Below are 20,873 nucleotides of genomic sequence, written 5' to 3' on the forward strand. Positions count from 1 at the left end.
CGCACGGTGGGAGCGCTGGGACGCGCGGGGCGAGCGCTCCCGGGCACGCTCGCCTGAGCGGCGGCGGCGGCCGTCGGGCCGGTCGGGCGGATCGTCGTCGATCCCCGTGCGTGACGCACCTGGTGCTCCTCGGGTTCCGGGCCGGGTGGCGGCCGCGTGCCGGGCGGGCCCGGTGTGCTCGACTGTAGCCGCCGGTCGGCGGCGCGGGCGAGGGGTGGCGGGCGCGGATCCCCCGGGTGCCGGATTCAGTCGACGCGGCGGGCGGCGGCGCTCGAGTCGCGCACCACGAGCTCGGCCGGGATCCGGCTGGCCTGCGGGATCTCGCGCCCCTCGATCGCGGCGATGAGCACGTCCACGACGAGCGTGCCGAGCGCCGGGAAGTCCTGCTTCACGGTCGTGAGCGGCGGGAGGAAGTGGCGGGAGACGGGCAGGTCGTCGAAGCCGACGACGCTGAGGTCCTCCGGCACGCGGATCCCGCGGTCGTGCAGCCCGTGGATCACGCCGAGCGCCATCTCGTCGTTCGCCACGAACACGGCCGTGTACTCGGGTACCGCGCTGAGCCCCTTCGCGAAGTCGTAGCCGAAGTCGCTCGACCAGTCGCCGATGACGATGGGCCGCTCGCGCATGCCCCACGCCCGGGTGCGCGCGTGGAAGGCGCGCTCGCGTGCACGTGCGTCGAGCCAGTCGAGCGGGCCGGAGACGTGCAGCACGTCGCGGTGGCCGAGGCTCGCGAGGTGGTCGACCACGAGCCGCGTGCCCGCGGACTGGTCGACCGAGACCGTGAGGAACGCCGGATCCTTCTCGGCCTTCACCACGAGCGTCGGCAGCCCGGTCGTGATGGTGCGCAGCACGGCGACCGACGAGGAGCGCGGCGCGACCACGCACAGCGCGTCGATGCCCTGGCCGGTGAGGTGGCGCACGGCCTCCTCGGGCGTCGCATCCTCCTCGTCGCGCAGCGCGAACGACGCGACCGAGTAGCCGCCGTCGCGCGCGGAGCGCTCGATGGCCCGCAGGATGCTCGACGGCCCGAACTCGACCGCGCTCTCGATGAGCACGCCGATGCGCAGCGCCTGCTGCGTGACGAGCTGCCGGGCCGCGCTGTTCGGCCGGAAGTCGAGCTCGGCGACGACCTCGAGCACGCGCTGCCGGGTCGACTCCTTCACCTGCGGGTGCCCGTTGAGCACGCGCGAGACGGTCATGTGCGAGACGCCCGCGCGTTCTGCGACCTCGCGGAGGCCGAGCCGCTCGCCGCCGCTCCTGACGCTCACCCGCACTCCATCCGGCATCCTCCGAGGCGGCGACGGACGTCGCGCCCGCCGGGTCGGGCCGGTCGGATCTCCTGTAGCTGCGCACACCCTACCGGGGCGGATCCGCGCGGGCCCGGGAGCGGTGGACGGCCGGACAGCCGCGCGCCAGTAACCGATCGGCCCGGCCCTGGCAAGCCCCCTGCGCATGCCACACGCCGCTCGGCGCCCGGAGCAGGTTGGAGAGGCGGGGGTTTCGCCGCACGGAGAAATAGGAGCCCCTATGTACTTCCACGCACAGACCTGGATCAACGAGATCGCCGACGGCGAGCCCGACCCCGCCGCCGCCAACGCGCTGCAGGAGGGTCTCGGCGGCCAGTTCGGCGAGATGCGCACGATGATGCAGTACCTCTTCCAGGCCATGAACTTCCGCGGCGCCGCGGCCAAGCCGTACCGCGACCTGATCCAGGGCGTCGGCACCGAGGAGATCAGCCACGTCGAGCTCATCGGCACGACCATCTCGCGCCTGCTCGACGGCTCGCCCGAGTACACCGGCAAGCTCACCGACCCGCTCGACACCCCGGGCAAGGGCGGCGCGACGCCGCTGAGCATCGCGCTCGACCACGGCAACATCCACCACCATCTCGTGGGCGCCCAGGGCGCGCTGCCCGTCGACGCCGCGGGCAACCCGTGGAGCGGCAGCTACGTCTACAACTCGGGCAACCTCCCGCTCGACCTGCTCTACAACGTCATGCTCGAGTCGACCGGCCGCCTGCAGAAGTGCCGCATCTACGAGATGACCGACAACCCCGTCGCCCGCGCGACCGTCGCGTACCTCATCGTGCGCGACCAGGCGCACGAGAACGCGTACGCGAAGGCGCTCGAGACGCTCGGCGTCGACTGGGGCAAGCTCCTGCCGATCCCGAAGACCAACGCGGAGCAGTTCCCCGAGGTCAAGAAGCTCGTCGACCTCGGCCTCCAGAGCAAGCAGTACAGCTTCGACCTCGACGGCAAGAGCGAGGCCGGCCGGATCTTCCAGGGCACGTCGCCCTCGAAGGACGGCACCGACCTCACCGCGACCGAGCAGGCGCCCGTCGGCGTCCCGTCGACCATCGCGCCCGAGCGGCTCGAGGAGTTCGCCCCTGGCCTCGACAAGGACCTGCTCGCCCTCATCCAGGAGACGGCCGAGCGCGAGCTCGCCGAGGTCGAGGCGTTCTACGGGCCGACCGCGAAGGCCTGATCCGGCCGTCCGCGTCGTGTCGACGGCGCCGTCTCCTGCTGGAGGCGGCGCCGTCGAGGGCGAGGACCGCGCCATGCGGCCGTCGTGCTCATCAGCCCAGGGCGATCGACGGATGCTCGGCCACTCGGACCCGTCCCGGTTCCGTGTGGAAGCGCGGCGTGGAGTACCGGATCGACGGCCGCCACTCCCGAAGCGACGTCGCGCGGTCCACGCCCGACCGTGTGACGTAGCCCGACCGTGACCTCGGGTTCGCATCGACCCCACCGTCGGAGGAGAACACGGCACCGCCGTCTCGGGCAACGACGTCCGCCTCGTGGATCGGCGTCCCGGCAGTCGTGAGCAGGTGCAGGTCGACGCCGCGACCGCCTGCCCGCCGTGTCGACGCCTCCAGGTAGCGAGAGCGCAGGTCCCCGAACGGCGACGGCCGACCTTCTGCGCTGTCCCAGCTGCGCACATGGTCCATGCCGACCTCCAGACCGATGCGGACAGCCTCGCCCCCGCCGGGCATCTCGGCGTCGAAGAACGGGAACTGGGTCTCCTGGGCGATCCGGGCGAATATGGTCTCGTCCTCGTCCCACTGCAAGGGGTGCGTCGGGTGCTGCGGATCGAGGTCGGACACCCGCGTCTTCTGGTGGCTCCCGATGAGCCTGCCGCCCTGGAATACCAGCGCGGTGTTGTGGACCCGGGACTCGGGACCGCGCTTGTCGACGAGCTTCTCCTTCCACCAGACGGTGCCCGGGCACCAGAGCACGTCCGGATAGCTCCGGCTGACCTGCTCCAGGTGAGGGAGCGACGCGGAGAACGTCCCGTAGTTGTACGGCCGGTTCCCGAGGCCGGTGAAGAAGAACTCGGGACCGACGACTACGGGCAGCACGCCGCGCGGGGTGTTCGGGGCGACGACGGTCCGGATCCTCTCCGCCTGGAGGATGATCTGCCGCTCCAGCAGCTGCCTCTCCGTGAGCTCCAGGGGGCTGTCGCCTCGCGCGGTCAGCAGCTGGAGCATCGGCTCCGCGTCGTGCGTCTCGAGTTCCAGGGCGAACAGCTTGACGTCGCGGGTCATGCCGATGCCGCCCCGGGACCGGGCGCGCCGCGCGTCGAGCGATGGCGCGGCACCGTCAGGCCGCCGGAGCCGGGGCCGGGGCAGGCAGTGCCTCGCGGAGGCGGGCGACGAACTCGATGATGTTGAGCTCCGGGTCGTTCGGGGCCGCATCGTCCATCGCCGTGGCATTGTCCACCGGCACGAACTCGTGGAACCAGCCCAGGACCTGGGGGCCGGGGATGGTGATGGTCATCGCGGACTCGGTGGAGTGCGTGGTCAACGACGCGGAGTCGTTGTGGCTCGCTGACGAGCTCGACGCGCTGAAGCACAGGAACCCCCCTCCCGTCGCCGATCTGCTGTCCGCCACCGTCTGCAGCGCCTGCAGGCTCGACTCACTGGACTGGAACGTCAGCGTCACGTCCTTGACGATCAGGAGCCCGACGGGGAACGACGGGAAGATCGTGCCGTTCGCCGCCTTTTTCGAGTCCTTATTCGTCATATCCGCTGGTCCGTTGGAGATCCTCGTCGCGGTGATGCGACTCATTCCCTGGCTGAGCTTGAACACACCCGGATCCAGCCACTCCCGATCGATCTCCACCCGCGTGGCCTTCATGCCGATCTGGATCGTGTCCGTCGCCGCGAAGGAACTCTTGGCTGCGCTGGCGCTGCTGTTGCTGCTGCTGCCGCTGGCGCTGCCGAAGAACAGATCCACCTTCCACGAGGTCTGGGAAGACGAGGAGGAATCGTCCGACTGGTCCGTGGCGTCGGCGACCGTGGTGCTGAACTGCAGGTCCATCCAACTGTCGGAGGTGCCGGCGGGCTTCGCGGTGGATGCGGCCCCCGAGGCCGCCGCGAGGGTGTACGACTTGGCCACGGCCACGCCGGCGGTGACCGAGCGCTGGATCGAGGTCTGCGATGTCGTGCTCGCCGTCATCGCATCCGAGAAGAACTTATTGATTCCCGTCGTCACGTCGACGCCCGAAGGGGTGGAGCCCGCCGTGGCCGCTGCCGCCGTGGCTTTGGTCGCATCGAATACGTAGCCGTTCGCGTGCAGGGACTCGGCGAAGGCCTCCGCTGTGTCGACCCAGGGGTTCGCCGTGCCGACGGCCACGTCCGCCGCCACCTTGATCTGGTCGTACGCCTCGTTCGCATCGGTCGGCTGAGTGAGCAGATTGCCAGAAGCATCCTGGAATGACGACGCGAATGTCGCCAGGGCTGTCCGGGTATCCGTTTGCAGCGTCGCGAACAGCGTCTTCGCCTGCGCCTGGACCTCCTGGCCCGTCGCATCGGTCGTCCTGCGCTTCTGGTCGGCCCCCTGGACCACAGAGGCGACCGCGCTATCGAACGAGTCCACCGCGGTGCGGATGTCGTCGGCGACCGCCGCGGTGAACCCGCGGAACGCGGCGAGCTGGACGGGTTCCAGCTTTCCCGGCGTCTTGGTGTCGTCAGCGGCCTTGATCTTCGACATCCAGTCGTCCAGCGTGCCGTAGTAGCCGTCGCCGAGTGCCGGCACCTTGTTCATCGCGGTCATCGTGTCGGCATCCGGCGTGGTCTGCTGCGGGAGTGCGGCGGCGGGAGGACGCGGGGTCTGCAGCTGCGCCTGCATCGTCTGGATGTCCGCGAGCTGCTGCTGCGCGCGAGCGAGGAGCGAGGGCGCGGCGGAGAAGGTCGCGGCCTGATCGGAGGCGAGGGTGAGTCCCGCCCCCGCGAGTGCGCTGGCGCTGCTGAGGAGGAGGTCCTGCGCGGAATCCACCGCGGTCATGCCCTTGGCGAGCTTGTCCAGGTCGTCGGGGCCGAAGGCGCTCCCGTCGGCCAGTGCCGCGGTGCCGGCGGCGACGCTCGTGGAGTCGACCCCGGCCGCCTTGCTGACCGACGCGACGGCGTCGTCGAGCGCCGCTTCGTCGGCGCCGCCCGTCTCCGCCGACATCACCATCGTGGCCGCCGTCACCGTGTTCGCCGTGTACGCGTTCTGCAGCGAGGACTGCGCGGAGGAATAGGCCGCCTGCGCGGTCGAGAACTGCGTGACCGCGGCCGCGAGAGCAGCGCTGGTGGGCATGCCGCTCAAGAGGCTCTGCATCTGGCTGATGGTCGCGTTCAGTGCGTCTCGACGTGCGGACAGGTTGATCGCGATGAAGGCGGGGTCCTTCAGGAGGTCCACCGGATTCAGATCGCTGGCGAGATCGAGGAACCAATCGTCCGGCGTCAGCTCGACGGGGTAGATGAAGCCGCCGTCGGGGGAGGGCAACCGCAGGTCCATGACCGTCTGCGTCGCCGCCTGGACGTCCCCGCCCGGTCCGGCGGCGAGGGCGCCGAGGATCGCGTTCATGTCGGTGGGGGAGAACACCGACAGCAGCCGGCCCTCCTCGGCATCAATGCGCGCCAGTCCCACTTCCGCGTTCTCCTCGTACCACTTCAAGAATTCCTCGGGGCCCTTCTGGTCACGCATCCCGATGACCAGCGTCTCCCATTCGGACTTCTTGGCTAGCCACCTCTCGTAGAGGGCGAAGTAGTATGCCTGGACACTGCCGGAGAAGGTTTCCGTGCCGAGCTTCGCGTCGGCCGGGGCGGGGGAGTTGAGGTACTCGCGCATCCTCTTCTTGATCGCGGGCATCATGGGATCGAATTTGGGTATCAGCACGCTCAGCGCCCGCATGTACTGGGACGAGACGCGCTGGCCGTTCGGCCCGCTGACGATCGTTTCCACATCGCGCAGCTGGTCGACGAGGCGCGACTCGTTGGCTGCCACCACGGCCGGCTTGTTGCCGGTGGTGTCGTAGGTGTACTCCGCCGGGTCCAGCACGGTGCCGGGCACGTTCATCACCATGAACTGACCGGGGTTGGTGCCTCCGAGCAAGTCGTTCAACTGGCCGTACATCTGGCTCATGATCCCCGTACCGTTTGACGCCATCGTCCTGCACTCATTCCTCGGCGTCTATCGACGCCGCTCAGCGGGAAATGGCATCGGGTCGCCAGCGCCGGCTTTCCCGACGCTGAGCGGGGTCCTCATGCTCTCCACGCGATCATTCGGGGACCTATCGGTGACCCGGTCTTCAAAGCAAGCTCAACGTAAGGGCGGCGGAATGGCCTCGCCACCCCCCGAACGGGCTGAGTTCCCCGAGGGCGGGAATTCACGCACGCGATTGAATGCAGGGCTTGTGGAAATGGTCGAAGGGGTTAAGGGAGCGGCAGCCGCTCCTCTGTGGGCTGCGACTGGATCGCGCGATCGGGAGACCCACGCAAGCGCCGCCCCTGTGCGCTGACTGATCGGATGCCGCCCACCCGGGACACCGCGAACCCGCCGCCGTAGGCTGACTCATGGCCTCCGACACCGCACCCCGAGACCCCGCAGCGCCCCTCTACCTCGACGTCGTCGACGGCTGGTGGCGGGCCGCCAACTACCTCTCCGTCGGCCAGATCTACCTGCTCGACGACCCGCTGCTCGAGCGACCGCTCACGCGCGACGACATCAAGCCGCGCCTGCTCGGGCACTGGGGCACGACCCCGCTGCTGAACTTCGTCTACGCGCATCTCAACCGGGCGATCATCGAGCGCGACCTCGACATGATCTACATCGCCGGCCCCGGGCACGGTGGCCCGGGCATGGTCGCGAACGCCTACCTCGATGGCACGTACTCGGAGCTGTTCTCGGCGGCGACGCCCGACCGCGACGGCCTGCGGCACCTCTTCCGCCAGTTCTCGTTCCCCGGCGGCGTGCCCTCGCACGCGGCGCCGGAGACGCCCGGATCCATCAACGAGGGCGGCGAGCTCGGCTACTCGCTCGTGCACGCCTTCGGCGCCGCGCTCGACAACCCCGACCTCGTGGTCGCGTGCGTCATCGGCGACGGCGAGGCGGAGACCGCGACGCTCGCCTCCAGCTGGCACCTGGACAAGTTCCTCGACCCGGAGACCGACGGCGCCGTGCTGCCGATCCTCAACCTCAACGGCTGGAAGATCGCGAACCCCACCGTGCTCGCGCGCATCCCGGAGGAGGAGCTGCTCGCGCTCTTCACCGGTTACGGCTACTCCCCGCGGATCGTCTCGGGTGGCTTCGACGGCGAGGACCACGCGGCCGTGCACGAGCGGTTCGCGCTGGCGCTGGGCGAGGCGCTCGACGACATCAGCCGGATCCAGCTCGCGGCCCGCACGGGCGGCAGCGAGGAGCGCCCGGCGTGGCCGATGCTGATCCTCCGCACGCCCAAGGGCTGGACAGGCCCGAAGGAGGTCGACGGCAAGCAGGTCGAGGGCACGTGGCGCGCGCACCAGGTGCCGCTCTCCGGCGTGCGCGACGACCCGGACCACCTCCGCCAGCTCCAGGAGTGGCTCGAGAGCTACCGCCCGCACGAGCTGTTCGACCGCGACGGGCGCCTGACCCCCGCGCTCCAGCCGAACCGTCCCGAGGGCGACCGGCGGATGAGCGCGAACCCGCACGCGAACGGCGGCCTGCTGCGCCGCGACCTCCGCCTCCCGCCGCTCGAGGTGAACGCGATCGACCTCAGCGACGGCCGCGGCGTCATCGCCGAGCCGACCCGCGTGCTCGGCGGCTGGCTGCGCGACGTGATCGCCCGCAACCCGCTCGACTTCCGGATCTTCGGCCCCGACGAGACCGCCAGCAACCGCCTCGACGACGTGTACGAGGTCACGGCCAAGGCCTGGCAGGGCGAGGTGCTGCCGGTCGACGAGCACCTCGCGCACGAGGGCCGGGTCATCGAGATCCTCAACGAGAACATCACGCAGGGACTGCTCGAGGCGTACCTGCTCACCGGGCGGCACGGGCTCTTCACCTCGTATGAGGCGTTCATCCACGTCGTCGACTCGATGTTCAACCAGTACGCGAAGTGGCTCGAGTCGAGCTCGAAGGTGGAGTGGCGGCGTCCGGTCGCGTCGTTCACCTATCTGCTGTCGTCGCACGTGTGGCGGCAGGACCACAACGGCTTCTCGCACCAGGACCCCGGGTTCCTCGACCACGTCGTGAACAAGCGCGCCGAGATCGTGCGCGTCTACCTGCCGTTCGACGCGAACTCGCTGCTCGTGACGATGGACCACTGCCTCCGAGGCGCGGACCTGATCAACGTCGTGATCGCCGGCAAGCAGCCGACCGCGAGCCTGCTGTCGCTCGAGGAGGCGCGGGCGCACGGCGCGCGCGGAGTAGGGGTGTGGGAGTGGGCGGGCACCGAGGTGCCGGGGCTCGAGCCCGACGTGGTGGTGGCGTGCGCGGGCGACATCCCGACGGTCGAGGCGATGGCGGCGGTGCAGATCCTCAAGCGGGAGATCCCGCAGCTGCGCGTGCGGTTCGTCAACGTGGTCGACCTGATGCGGCTGCAGGACTCGACGCAGCACCCGCACGGCCTCGACGACGGATCCTTCGACGCGCTGTTCACGCGTGACAAGCCCGTGGTCTTCGCGTTCCACGGCTACCCGTCGCTCATCCACCGCCTCACGTACAAGCGGCACAACCACGAGAACATGCACGTGCGCGGCTTCGTGGAGCAGGGCGGCACGACCACGCCGTTCGACATGCTGATGCTCAACGACCTCGACCGGTTCCGGCTCGTGATGGACGTGATCCGCCGCGTGCCGCACCTCGAGACCACCTACGCGGGCCTCTCGCAGCGCATGGACGACGAGCGCATCGCGCACCGCGTGCACACTCGGCAGTTCGGCGAGGACATGGCCGACGTCTCGGGCGCGGAGGGGCTGCCGTTCGCTGATCCGAACCGGCAGACGGCGATCGACACCGGCGACGACAACGCGTAGCCGAGGTTCGCGGCGGGGCGCGCGACATCAGCCGACCCAGGGCGCGGCCGTCACCGGGCGGGCGCGAGCGTCGCGTCGACGCCCGTGACCACCTGACCCCAGCGCGAGACGGCGATGCGCGTGGCGAGCGCGCGCTGGGTGCGGTCGCCGGACCACTCGGGGAGGTAGGCGCGCGGATCCGACGACGGCGTGCCGAAGCGCACCACGTAGAAGCCGGGCTCGAGGTTGCCGAGCGCGTAGCGGCCGGACGCGTCCGTGAAGCCGGACGCCTCCAGGCGCCCGTCGCCGGTCGCGCGCATCACGTCGACGGGAGCGGCCGCGGCGGGTGCGCCGCCCGGGAGCGTGACCGTGCCGCCGATGCCCGCGGGAGTGCGGATCACGATGTCTACGCGGGTCTCGCGGCCGGCGGGCGCGGTGAAGAACCGCGCGTCCCGCCATTCGTTGACCTGCCCGAGGTACTGCGATGCGGGCGTGCCGCCCAACGCGACCCAGGCGCGCAGCGTGTACCGCGTGGTGCGCATCCCCTCGAAGCGGAACGCGCCGTCGACGATGTCGACGCTGTCGCCGAACGGGATGTCGGCGAGCTCGAGGGAGACCTCGCCCGTGCGGACGAGGTTCCGGGGGTCCACGCGGTCGAGGTAGACGCGGCCGACGACGGTGGCGGTGGTGGCGCTGTCGGCGGCACCGGCCGCGGGTGCGGCGGGATCCGCGGATGCGGGGGAGGCGGGGCCGGCCTGAGCTGCGGTGATCAGGGCCAGGGCGATGAGGCCGACGAGACCGCGTCGGCGGACGGATGGCATGGGCGCTCCGATGCTCGGACCGGCGCGGTTGCCGGTCGGGAGACCGGTCTACTCCTCCGCCGCGCCGAGGTCACGACCCCCGATGGGGGCGGTCAGCGCGCGGTCGGCGCGGCGCGGGAGGCCCCGGCCGCCGGATCCCGCGCGAGCTGCACGTAGATCGCCGGCAGCTGCGTGTCGAGCGCCGCCGTGTAGCGCGTCGCGGTGGCGAGGCTGCCCGTGCCTCCCGCCCACCGCGGGAGCTGCCGCGGGGTCTCGCCGGCCGCGGCGACGTACACGACGTACTCGCCGGGCGTGATCCCGTTGATGCTGAATCGGCCGTACTGGTCGACGAACGCGACGAGGCCGGTGGTCGGGGCGACGCCCTCCGCGGCCGCGGCCACGGGGACGAAGCGCACGGACGCCGCGGGGGTCCCCACCCCGTCTGACCGGTAGATCTGGCCCTTCGCGCTCGCGCCGCGGTTGAGCTCCACGTCGATCCCGGTGACCGGCGTGCCCCACTGCGCGACCGTGACCGGCGTCGCGCTCTCCCTGTCGTAGGCGTCCGAGTACCACTCGCCGATGATGCCGCGGGAGTCGCCGACGGGCGTCCCGACCTTGATCAGGTAGTCGCCGGGCTCCGCGCTCGAGAGGGTGTACCCGCCCTGCGCGTCCGTCGTCGTGGAGTCGAGGAGCTGGCCGTCGTACGTGCGGTAGGCGGCGACCGAGAGGCCCTTCGCGGGGACCCCGCCCGTCGTCGTGACCGTGCCCTGGATGGTGGCGTACCGCTTGAGGACCACGTCCACGCGGACTGTCCCGTCGGCCTGCACCGCGAACGTCTGCGCCCGCTTTACGTCGTTCGTCTGCCCGTAGTACTGGTAGAGGTACTTCCCGCCGACGTTGAAGAAGGCGTGCAGCCGGTACTCGCCCGGGCGCACGCCCGAGAAGGAGAACGCGCCGCCGACGACGCCGGAGACGAGGCCGTCGCTGAACTCGTAGGGCGCGGGCTCGAGGTAGATCTCGCCGGAGGACACGAGGTTCGCCGGATCCACGGAGTCGAGGTAGATGTTCCCGACCACCTTCCCGGTCGACGGCTGCTCGGGGAGGTCGACGCCCGCGGCCGCGACCGGCGGCGTCGCCGCGCTGGTGCGGGTGGTGGGTGTGATCCCGGGGGCCGTGCCGGTGACCGTCGCGGTGATCCGCTTCCCGGCGTCCGCGTCGACGGGCGTGTAGGAGATGGACGTCGCGCCCGCGACGGCGACGCCGTCCACCTGCCAGGCGTAGGCGAAGGAGGTCGGGCGCGGGGTCCACACGCCCGCGACGGCGCGCAGCGGGCGGCCGACCTGCACGTCGCCGGTGATGACCGGGTCGGAGGCCTCGGTGAAGGGGACCGTGGCTACGGGAGGCGTGGGGTCGGGGGTGGGTTCCGGCGTCGGTGCCGGCGTCGGGTCCGGCGTCGGAGCCGTGGGCGCGGGCGTCGGCGCGGGCGGCGTCGGCGTCGTGGTGGCGGGCGCGACGGCGGCGGTCGGGCCGCTCGATCGCGCGAGGGAGGCGTAACCGCCTCGGCGTCCCGTGACGGTGAGGTCGATGCGCGCGCCGGCGTCCTTCGCGGTGAGCTTCAGCGTGGATCCGGTCGCGCCCGCGACGGCCACGCCGTCGCGCCACCAGCGGTAGCCGAAGGTCGTCGGCTTCGGTGCCCAGTCGCCCGTGACCGCGGTGAGCGTGGAGCCGACGCGCAGGGTGCCGGCGATGGTCGGCTTGGGTGACGCGGTGAAGGCCGACGCGGCGCGGGTCGCGCTCGCGGCGGCGCCGGCGGGCGCGTCGGCGGCCGTGGCGGATCCCGCGATGCCGGCCTGCGCGGACAGGACGAGCGAGAGCGACAGCAGCCCGATCAGGGCGCGTCGACGTGGTGCGTGCATGGATCCCCCGGTCCGGCGCCGCCGACCGCGGTGCCCGCTGCATGCCTACCGCGCGGAGCCGTCGGCTGTCGACGTGTCGCGCGGAACGGGGGCGCGGCGGACCGCGCACGACGACGCGGCCACGACCCGGTGGGTCGCGGCGGCGTCGTCGGTCGGCGTCGCGCGGCTAGCGGGCGACCGGCGTCCCCGTGGTGACCACCGCCGGGGCCGAGCGGATCGCGAGGGCCACGTCCTTCCCCGCGGGCACGACCAGCTCCGAGCGGTCGGCGCCGGTCCCGCCGTCCCACCAGCGGGACGACGGCACGTAGTCGCGGAAGTACGTCACCTGCACGCGGTAGGTGCCGGCGGGCACGGAGTCGAGGAACGCGTCCATGCCCGGGTCGACGAACGTGGTCCTCTTAGCGGTGCCGCCCTGGAACAGGGTGACCTGGGCGTGGTCGGACCAGCCGGCCGCCGGCGTGCCCGAGATCGTGGCGGTCACCGAGGAGCTGACGACGAAGCGCGCGTCGACGGAGGGGAGGTCGGCGCGGCGCGTCGCGGTGTAGACCGTCGCCGAGGCGAGCGATCCGCTGCCGCCCAGCCACTGGGACGCGTACGAGGGAGCCTCGGAGCGGTCGGCCGCGACGAACACGTAGTACCGGCCGGGCAGGATCCCGGTGATGCGGAACCGGCCGGTCGCGTCGGTCGGCGCGCCGCCCACCGTCCGCGGGTCGGCGCCCAGCAGGGCCGCCGCCTCGGGGACGACGTAGACGCGCGCGCCCGCGTACGGCGATCCGTCCGGTGCGCGGACGATGCCTGAGAGCCGGGACCCGGCGTCCAGCGTCGGGTCGACGCCCGTCACGGCCTGGCCCCAGCCGACCGTGAAGCGCGTGGCCGCGTTGCGGTCGTCGGTGTCGCTGTACCACTCGCCGATGACGCCGTCCGGGTTCGTGAACGGGGCGGTGAAGTGCACCTCGTACTGGCCGGGGGTCAGCCCGTCGGCCACGAAGCGACCGGACGCATCCGTGGTCGCGCCGGAGACCTCGCCTCCGCGCACCTGGAAGACCTCGACCTGGGATCCGACCGCCGGGCTGCCGTCGGCCAGGGTCGCGGTGCCGCTGATGGTCGCGTAGCGCTTGAGCACGACGTCGAGCCGCACGGTGCCGTCGGCCTGCACGGTGAAGGTGCGGCCGTCCGTGACGCCGTCCGCCTCGCCGTAGTACTGGTACAGGCGCTGCCCGCCGACCGTGACGTTCGCGGCCAGCCGGTAGTCACCCGGCAGGAGGCCCTCGGCGCGGAAGGCGCCGTCGACGATGGGCGACGACGTGGCCTCGGCCGCTCCGACGCGGAACGGGGTGACCTCGCCGGAGGAGATCAGGTTGCCGGGGGCGACGGAGTCGAGGTACACGCGGCCGACGATCGTGCCGGTCGCCGGTACGGGCGGCGGGGTGGTGGCGGCGACGACCGCGGCCGTGCGGGCGCTCGTCCGGGCCGCCGGGTTGTAGCCGGCCGCGCTGCCGGTGACCGTGACGGTGATGCGCTTGCCGATGTCCGCGGCGACGGGCGTGTAGTACTCGCCCGTGGCGTTGGAGATCGCTTCGTCGTCGGCGAACCAGCGGAACTCGAAGGTCGGGTCGGGGCTCCAGGCGTTCGGCACGGCGCGCAGCGCGGAGCCGACGACGGCCGATCCGGTGATGGTGGGCACGGCGGTGGTGAGCGTGCCGCGGCCCACGGTGGCCGGCGTCGGCGCGCTCATGCGCACGGTGGTCGCGTAGCCGTCGCGGTACCCCGCGACCGACACCGACAGGGCGCGACCGAGGTCGGAGTAGGTCGGCGTGTAGGTGGACGCGGTGGCGCCGAAGATCGGCTTGTCGCCGACGAACCACTGGTAGGCGAAGCGCGGCGACGGGGTCCAGGTGCCCGGGACGGCGGTCAGCGGGCTGCCGATGGTCGCGGTGCCCGTGATGGTCGGGACGGGCGCCGCGGTGAACGGCAGCGCGGCGGGGGCGGCCGTCACGGCCGCGGTCGGGCCGCTCGAGCGGGCGAGCGACGTGTAGCCGCTCTTCGCCGCGGTGACCGTGACGGTGATCCTCTTCCCCTGGTCGGCGGCGACCGGCACGTAGCGCGCGGCGGTCGCGCCCGAGATCGCCACCCCGTCGCGCCACCAGCGGTAGGAGAAGGAGTCGGGCGCGGGGGTCCACGTGCCCGTGACCGCGGTGAGCGGCGAGCCGACCTGCGCGGTGCCGGTGATGGTGGGACTCGGCGACGCGGTGAAGGCGGCTGCCTTCGCGGCGGCGGGGGCGGATCCGCGTGCGGCGTCGGGGGCCGCGGATGCGGCGGGCGTGGGCGCGTCGGCGGCGGATGCGCCGGAGGCGATCCCCACCTGCGCGGAGGCGACGAGCGCCAACGAGACGAGGCCGACGACGGCCCGACGACGTGCAGATGACATGACTCTCCCGGATTCCGACCGCGTCCGTGCGGCCTGCCCCAGTCCTATCGCGCGCTCGCCGTCCGGCGCCGTACCCAGTTCGGGCCGCGGCCGGAGCGCGGGGGTCTCCCGTACCGTGGGAGCGCCGCCCGACGGGCGGCCGCATCCGCACCGACCCGCACCCGCACCCGCCCCGGAGGCTCCGCATGGCCGCATCCACCCGCATCCTCCCGCCCCGGATCAGCGACCCGCGGCTCGAGGGCCTGGCGGACGGCGACCCGTCCGACCTCGACGCGCACGCGTCCTTCGAGCGGCTGCGCTTCGCCGACGCCGACCTGACGGACGCCGACCTCGTCGACATCGGGTTCGAGGAGTGCGCGCTGGAGCGGATCCGCCTGCACGAGGCCGACCTCACCGCCGCGAGCCTCGTGGACGTGCTCGCCTCCCGCCTCGACGCGCCCGTGCTGAAGGCGCCGCGGATCCGGATGCGCGACGTGCGCCTCGAGGGCTCGCGCGTGGGATCCGCCGAGCTCTACGACGCGTCGCTCTCCTCCGTGCACATCACCGACTGCCGGCTCGGCTTCGTGAACCTGCGCGGCTCGAAGATCACCGACCTTCTCATCACCGACTGCGCCATCGAGGAGCTGGACCTCCGGGGAACCGCCGGCATGCGCATCGCGTTCGCCCGCACCACCATCGGCACGCTCGACCTCGCCGACTCGAGCCTCACGCACCTGGATCTCCGCGGCGCCGAGATCATGGACCTCGACACCCCCGACGGCCTCCGCGGCGCCGTCCTCGACTCGACCCAGCTCATGGCGCTCGGCCCGGTCTTCGCGCGGCACTTCCGCGTGCGCGTCGAGGACTGAGGGGTCCCGCGGGTCAGCCGCGCGACGCCGCCCGACGCGAGGTGTCCGGCGACGCGAGCAACCACAGCAGGTAGAGGCCGCCGATCGCGGAGGTGGCGAGCCCGACGGGGATCTGGAACGGGCTGAGCAGGCGGCCGGCCACGAGGTCGGCGACGCTCAGCAGCAGCGCCCCCACCACGAGCGCGGGCAGCATGCGGCCCCGGCTGCCGGGCATCATGCGGCGGGCGAGGTGCGGCGCGGCGAGCGCGACGAACCCGACCGGGCCCACGGCCGCGACGCCGACCGCGGCCAGCGCGACGCCAGCCGCGAGCATCACGGTCCGCCACCTGCCCACGTCGAGGCCGAGCGCGCGGGCGGTGTCGTCGCCCATCTCGAGCATGCGCAGCGGCGGCTCGCCGAGGAACGCGAGCGGCACGATCACCGCCAGCACCAGCACGGCGGGCGCGACCTGCGGCCAGGAGATGCCGTTGAGCGTGCCGAAGCGCCAGGTCGCGGCCGCCTGCGCCAGCTCGAGGTCGCTGCGGGTGATGAGGAAGTCGTTCACCGACGCCAGCATCGCGCCGACCGCGATGCCCACCAGCACGAGCCGCTCGCCCGTGGTCGCGGTGCGGGAGCTCATCAGGTGCACGGCGAACGCGGTCGCGAAGCCGCCGACCACCGTGCCGAGGGCGATGGATCCGGCCGAGGAGGGGGCGGCGGCGGTGGATCCGGTGACCAGGATCGCGACGAGCCCGCCGGTGGCCGCGCCCGTGCTGAACCCGATGACGTCCGGGCTGCCGAGCGGGTTGCGCGAGACGCTCTGGAACACCATCCCGCTGAGGCCGAGCGCGGCCCCGACCGCGATCGCGCACACCACGCGCGGCAGCCGCTGGTCGGCGACGATGAAGCGGGCCTGCGCATCGCCGCCGCCGAGCAGGGCGTCGAGCGCCTGCGCCGGGGACAGCGGGTAGGCGCCAGTGCCGAGGCCGACGGCAGCGGCGCCGAGGATCGCGAGCACGAGGATCCCGAGGACGACCCGGTCCCGCAGCGGGATGCGCGGCCTCACCGCGCGCCCGTCCGCCGGAGCACCAGGGCGAGCAGAACGGGCGCGCCGACGAACGCGGTGACGATGCCGGCCTCCAGCTCGCCGGGCCGCGCGACGATCCGGCCGAGGACGTCGGCGCCGAGCACGAGCATCGGCCCGGCCGCCACGGATCCGAGCAGCACCGGCCGCTCGCGCCGCCCGACGACCAGGCGCACGGCGTGCGGCACGACGAGCCCGACGAACGAGATCGGCCCGGCGACCGCGGTCGCGGCCCCGCACGCGAGCGTCACGAGGACGAATCCCGCCAGCCGCACGCGCCCGACCGAGCTGCCGAGCGCGGTCGCGGTGTCGTCGCCGAGCGCGAGCACCGCGAGCGGGCGCACGAGCAGGAGCGCCCCGACGACCACCACGACCGTGAGCGGGAGGAGCCAGACGAGGTCGGCGGGGTCGCGCGAGGCCACCGATCCCACCACCCAGGAGCGGTAGTCGCCGAAGGTCCGCGGGTCGGAGAGCGTGACGACGCCCGTCACGGAGGCGAGGCTCGCGGTCAGCGCGGTGCCCGCGAGGAGCAGGCGCGTGGGATCCGCGCGCGGCCCCGCCCGCATGCCGACGAGCACCACGACCACGGCGGCGAGGGCGGCGCCGGCGAACGCGGGCACGGCGTACCCGGCGGCGGATCCGACGCCGAAGACCGCGACGCTGAGCACCACGGCGAGCGACGCGCCCGCGTTGACGCCGAGGAGGCCGGGCTCCGCGAGCGGGTTCCGGGTCATGGCCTGCATCACGACGCCCGCGACCGCGAGCAGCACGCCGACGGCCACCGCGAGGAGCGTGCGCGGCGCCCGCAGCTGCCAGACGATGATCGCGTCGCGGCTGCCGTCGTCCGGATGCTGGATCGCACGCCACACGGAATCGAGGGCGATGTCCCGGGATCCCGTCGCGAGGCTCACGGCGCACAGCGCGACGAGCGCGGCGAGGGCCACGACCGCGGCTGCGGCGGCGGGCGCGGATCGGGTCGGCGGCATGGCCGGGTAAGGCTACCCTAAGCTGCCTCGGTGATCATCGCCTCCCCACCCCGTCCCGACACCCGACCCGACCGCCGTCCCACCCGCCGCCGCCTCGCGGGCGTCGCGCTCGCCGCCACCGTCCTCGTCGCGCTCGCCGCTTGCGCCGCGCCGGCCGCATCCACCGGCGCCGGCACCTCGGGCACCGGCGCCGCGGCCGACCCCGCCGGCGCCGGCTACACCACACCCCGCACCATGCCCGACGGCAAGGGCAGCGGCCAGCCCGACGGCGTCTTCCCGCGCACGCTCGTCCACTTCGCGGGCACGACCACCATCCCCGCGGCGCCCCAGCGCGTCGCCGTCATCTCGACCGGCCAGGCCGACTCGCTGCTCACCCTCGGGATCGTCCCCGTCGCCTCCACGGCGGCGGACGGCGCGGCCGTCGTCCCCGACTACCTCACCCGCGCGTTCCCCGAGGACGCCGACGCGCTCGCCGCCGTCGAGCCCCTCGGCGACCGCATCTCGCCCGACATCGAGAGCGTCGCCGCCGCGAAGCCCGACCTGATCCTCATGAACGTCACGGGCAAGGACGCGGCCTCGCTCTACGCGAGCCTCTCCGCCATCGCGCCCACCGTCGCGACGCAGGGCACGGGCCTCTACTGGAAGCAGGACCTCCTGCTCCTCGCCGACGCCGTCGGCCGCACACAGCAGGCCGCCTCCTGGCTCGACTCCTACCAGTCCGACGCGGCCGCGTTCGGCGCGGGCCTCTCCGAGCGTCCGACCGTCTCGTTCCTCCGCTCCTCCGCCGACCGCATCCGCGTCTTCGGCGTGGCGTCCTTCGCCGGATCCGTGGCCGAGGACGCGGGCCTCCCGCGCCCGGAGGAGCAGGACTTCACGGATGCGACCTCGCGCGACATCAGCGAGGAGCAGATCGACCTGGCCGAGGGCGACCACGTGTTCGCGGGCGTGCAGGGCGGCGACGAGAAGGCGCTCACCGGCCTCCCGCTCTGGCCGACGCTCCAGGCGGTGGAGGACGACGCGGTCACCTTCGTGGACGACGACGTGTTCTACCTCAACACCGGTCCGACGGCGGCGCGCGCGGTGCTCGAGGCGATGCGGTCGGCGCTCGGCTGACCCGCGCCGCTACGCCTCGGGGATGCGCAGCTTGAACCCCACGTGCGAGCGCGCGTACCCGAGCCGCTCGTAGAAGCGGTGCGCGTCGACGCGCGCGGCGTCCGAGGTGAGCTGCACGAGGGGCGTCCCGAGGGCGGGCGCGGCGGCGTCGGCGACCCAGCGCATCATGGCGCCGCCGATGCCGGCCGAGCGCAGGTCGCTCCGCACGCGCACGGCCTCCACCTGGAGGCGGGAGCTGCCGCGCCGGGCCATGCCGGGGATCACCGTGAGCTGCAACGTGCCGACCACCGCGCCGTCCGCGTCGGTCGCGACGAGCAGGTCGTTCGCGGGGTCGGCGAGGATGCGCGCGAGAGCGTCGCGGTAGAGGTCGGCGTCATCCGGATCCGCCCGGTCGCCGCGCCCTGCGCTCACCGGGTCGTCGGCGAGCAGGCCCATGAGAGGCGCGAGGTCGGCCGCGGTCGCGCGGCGGAGGATCACGCCGTCGACGCGGGCGGTGAGCGGGACGGGGAGGACGAGTTCGGCGAGCACGTCCCCATCCTCCCCGCCGGGCGTGGCGTCGGCTACGCAGCCCCGCCCGACGCCCGTGCCACGTGCGCGAGCAGCCGCTCCACGAGCATCCGGCGCAGACCCACCGACGACCAGCCGTGATCCGCGCCCTCGACGGCCGTGAATGTCGCGCCTGGCATCAGCTCGCCGTAGCGCGCGCCGTAGGAGACCGGCACGACCTCGTCGGCCGTGCCGTGCAGCACGTCGACCGGGCCCGCGTATCCCGCGACCGGCCCGTAGACGTCGACGCCCGCGAGCACCTCGTCCGGGAAGCCCAGGCCGAGGCCCATGCCGGCGACGTCGACGACGCCGCGCTCCCGGGACGGCGCGAGCGGCACGCTCATCACGCGGCCGTGCTCCGTGATGTCGTCGACCACCACGCCGGCCGGCGACCACAGCGTGAGGCTCGCCACGAGCTCGGGCGCGCGCGCGGCGGCCAGCGCCGACTCGACGCCGCCGAGGCTGTGGGCGACCACGTGCACGGGTCCGCCCGCGTCCCGGGCGAGGGCGCGGATCATCGCGGTCACCTGGTCGACCTCGTCGAGCAGGCGCACGTCGGCGAAGTCGCCGTCGCTCACGCCGTGCCCGAGCCGGTCGTAGGCGCGCGCCGCCGTGCCGGACGCGGCCAGCGCCCGGGCGACCGGCACCCACAGGCCGTGGCCGCCGGTGCCCGAGTCGCCGAAGCCGTGCACGAGGAGCGCAGCGGGGGCGCCGGGTCGCACGGTGCCGTGCTCCCAGCCGCGGAGGGTGCGCCCGCCGTGGTCGAGCTCGAGCGGGGCGACCCGGGCCGCGGCGGCCCGGTCCATCAGTTGCTCCGGTCGGCGAAGCCGGCCGGGAGGTCGCCGGGCGCCGTGTCGACGACGGTCTCGTCGTCGGCGCCCACGAACTCGTCGAGGGTGATGTGGGCGAACTCCGGCACCACGTAGATCGGGTACGTGGGCCCGGCGTCGCGGTGGGCGCGCATCTCGTCGAGGTGGTCGTTCTGGAAGAGCACGGTCTTGGACCCGTCCTCCTCCACCCAGCGCGGGAAGAAGATCGTGCCGTGCAGCACGCGCGCGGCCGGGATGATGTTGACGACGACGCTGGTGCCCGTGGGCTCGTTCCACGACACCTTGAAGACGCCGTCGGCGAGGGCGACGAGGTCGACCGTCTGGTCCTTGACCCAGCGGCCGCCGACCATGCCCGAGTGGATGCGGTAGTCGATGGTCGTGGCGTTCTTCACGTACATCTCGTACTGCCAGCCGTTGGCGTACGTGTAGATGAGACGGTGTCCGACGAGGGGGCTGAGGTCCTGAGCGGGCACGGGGTGCTCGACGCTCGTGGTGATCGTTGTCATGCGGGCATCCTGACACCGGAATGCGTTTGTCACAAGCGCATCTTCCTGGGTATCCTCGGTGCATGCCCTCCGACCCGTCCGACGCCGAGCTGCGGGTCGTCGCGCGGCGGCTCGGCGCGGATCTGGGGCCCTTCCGGCGACGCCTGATGAACGCGTCGCGGAGTGCGGCCGACCTGCCCGACCTGCCGGACGCGCAGGTCGAGGTGCTCCGCCGCCTCGAGACGACCGGCTGGGCGACGCCCACCGGGCTCGGTCGCGCTCTCGGGCTCGCGCGCTCCACCGTCAGCAACCTCATCCTCGCCATGGAGCGCGACGGGCTCGTCGACCGGCGCCTCGCGAAGGGCGACGGTCGCAGCACCGAGGTGGGCCTCACGGATCGCGCGCGGGATCTGCTGCGCACCTTCGACCGCTCGGCCGAGGGCGTGCTCGTGGGCGCCCTCCGCCGTCTCACGCCCGACGAGCGCCACGCCATCGCCCGCGCGCTCCCGGCCCTCGAGGCCCTGCACGCGGCGATAGGGGGCGAGCCCCGGCGCACCGAGGCTGCCGACAAGCCCCACCCATGACCTCTGGGTCCGGGCCCC

16 protein-coding genes are annotated in these 20,873 nt (G+C 72.9%); 5 read left to right on the forward strand and 11 right to left on the reverse strand.

The features are described 5' to 3' along the window. Window positions 1-245 precede the first annotated feature (245 nt). Window positions 246-1,268, reverse strand: a complete 1,023-nt coding sequence (locus NL142_RS02020) for a LacI family DNA-binding transcriptional regulator (RefSeq protein ID WP_435080765.1) — start codon at window positions 1,266-1,268, stop codon at window positions 246-248. Window positions 1,269-1,527: 259 nt separating this feature from the next. Here NL142_RS02020 and NL142_RS02025 point away from each other — a divergent pair, with 259 nt between their 5' ends. After that, entirely contained in the window at window positions 1,528-2,484 is a 957-nt protein-coding gene (locus NL142_RS02025; RefSeq protein WP_104293501.1) for a manganese catalase family protein, read from the forward strand. Window positions 2,485-2,575: 91 nt separating this feature from the next. Here the strand turns inward: NL142_RS02025 and NL142_RS02030 are convergent, their stop codons facing one another. Together NL142_RS02030 and NL142_RS02035 are read right to left on the reverse strand one after the other, a co-directional pair. Then, entirely contained in the window at window positions 2,576-3,544 is a 969-nt protein-coding gene (locus tag NL142_RS02030; protein ID WP_435080766.1) for a hypothetical protein, read from the reverse strand. A gap of 55 nt (window positions 3,545-3,599) precedes the next feature. Next, entirely contained in the window at window positions 3,600-6,407 is a 2,808-nt protein-coding gene (locus NL142_RS02035) for a hypothetical protein (protein ID WP_435080767.1), read from the reverse strand. Window positions 6,408-6,838: 431 nt separating this feature from the next. On the opposite strand from NL142_RS02035, the gene NL142_RS02040 reads away from it, so the two are divergent. Then, window positions 6,839-9,277, forward strand: coding sequence for a phosphoketolase family protein (locus NL142_RS02040; protein ID WP_435080768.1), 2,439 nt, complete (start codon window positions 6,839-6,841; stop codon window positions 9,275-9,277). A 50-nt stretch (window positions 9,278-9,327) separates the two neighbouring features. On the opposite strand, the gene NL142_RS02045 is transcribed toward NL142_RS02040, so the two are convergent. From NL142_RS02045 to NL142_RS02055, 3 genes are all read right to left on the reverse strand, one after another. Further along, window positions 9,328-10,077, reverse strand: a complete 750-nt coding sequence (locus tag NL142_RS02045; protein ID WP_435080769.1) for a carboxypeptidase-like regulatory domain-containing protein — start codon at window positions 10,075-10,077, stop codon at window positions 9,328-9,330. Between the two features lie 92 nt (window positions 10,078-10,169). Continuing rightward, window positions 10,170-11,972: a carboxypeptidase regulatory-like domain-containing protein gene (locus NL142_RS02050; RefSeq protein ID WP_435080770.1), complete on the reverse strand. Its 1,803-nt coding sequence runs from the start codon at window positions 11,970-11,972 to the stop codon at window positions 10,170-10,172. Window positions 11,973-12,138: 166 nt separating this feature from the next. After that, window positions 12,139-14,400 carry a carboxypeptidase regulatory-like domain-containing protein gene (locus NL142_RS02055; RefSeq protein WP_435080771.1) on the reverse strand — a complete coding sequence of 754 codons (2,262 nt, stop codon included), beginning with the start codon at window positions 14,398-14,400 and terminating at the stop codon, window positions 12,139-12,141. A gap of 185 nt (window positions 14,401-14,585) precedes the next feature. Between NL142_RS02055 and NL142_RS02060 the strand changes: the two genes are divergently transcribed. After that, on the forward strand, window positions 14,586-15,248 hold the full coding sequence (locus tag NL142_RS02060) for a pentapeptide repeat-containing protein (RefSeq protein ID WP_086505226.1): 663 nt from the start codon (window positions 14,586-14,588) through the stop codon (window positions 15,246-15,248). Window positions 15,249-15,261: 13 nt separating this feature from the next. On the opposite strand, the gene NL142_RS02065 is transcribed toward NL142_RS02060, so the two are convergent. After that, window positions 15,262-16,293, reverse strand: a complete 1,032-nt coding sequence (locus NL142_RS02065) for a FecCD family ABC transporter permease (protein WP_435080772.1) — start codon at window positions 16,291-16,293, stop codon at window positions 15,262-15,264. Further along, complete coding sequence (locus NL142_RS02070; protein WP_435080773.1) at window positions 16,290-17,297, reverse strand: FecCD family ABC transporter permease; 1,008 nt, start codon at window positions 17,295-17,297, stop codon at window positions 16,290-16,292. The genes NL142_RS02065 and NL142_RS02070 overlap by 4 nt, the downstream gene beginning before the upstream one ends. A 30-nt stretch (window positions 17,298-17,327) precedes the next feature. On the opposite strand from NL142_RS02070, the gene NL142_RS02075 reads away from it, so the two are divergent. Next, entirely contained in the window at window positions 17,328-18,410 is a 1,083-nt protein-coding gene (locus NL142_RS02075) for an ABC transporter substrate-binding protein (protein ID WP_435080774.1), read from the forward strand. 9 nt (window positions 18,411-18,419) lie between these two features. On the opposite strand, the gene NL142_RS02080 is transcribed toward NL142_RS02075, so the two are convergent. From NL142_RS02080 to NL142_RS02090, 3 genes are read right to left on the reverse strand one after another with little or no spacing between them, the layout of a single operon-like run. Beyond that, window positions 18,420-18,938 carry a GNAT family N-acetyltransferase gene (locus NL142_RS02080; protein ID WP_435080775.1) on the reverse strand — a complete coding sequence of 173 codons (519 nt, stop codon included), beginning with the start codon at window positions 18,936-18,938 and terminating at the stop codon, window positions 18,420-18,422. A gap of 32 nt (window positions 18,939-18,970) precedes the next feature. Further along, entirely contained in the window at window positions 18,971-19,762 is a 792-nt protein-coding gene (locus NL142_RS02085) for an alpha/beta hydrolase (protein WP_435080776.1), read from the reverse strand. Continuing rightward, window positions 19,762-20,292: a phenolic acid decarboxylase gene (locus tag NL142_RS02090; protein ID WP_435080777.1), complete on the reverse strand. Its 531-nt coding sequence runs from the start codon at window positions 20,290-20,292 to the stop codon at window positions 19,762-19,764. Before NL142_RS02090 ends, NL142_RS02085 begins: the two co-directional genes overlap by 1 nt. Before the next feature lie 62 nt (window positions 20,293-20,354). On the opposite strand from NL142_RS02090, the gene NL142_RS02095 reads away from it, so the two are divergent. After that, complete coding sequence (locus NL142_RS02095; protein ID WP_435080778.1) at window positions 20,355-20,855, forward strand: MarR family winged helix-turn-helix transcriptional regulator; 501 nt, start codon at window positions 20,355-20,357, stop codon at window positions 20,853-20,855. Window positions 20,856-20,873: the final 18 nt, after the last annotated feature.

Source organism: Clavibacter quasicaliforniensis (genome assembly GCF_051201715.1).
Taxonomy (GTDB): Bacteria; Actinomycetota; Actinomycetes; order Actinomycetales; family Microbacteriaceae; genus Clavibacter; species Clavibacter seminis.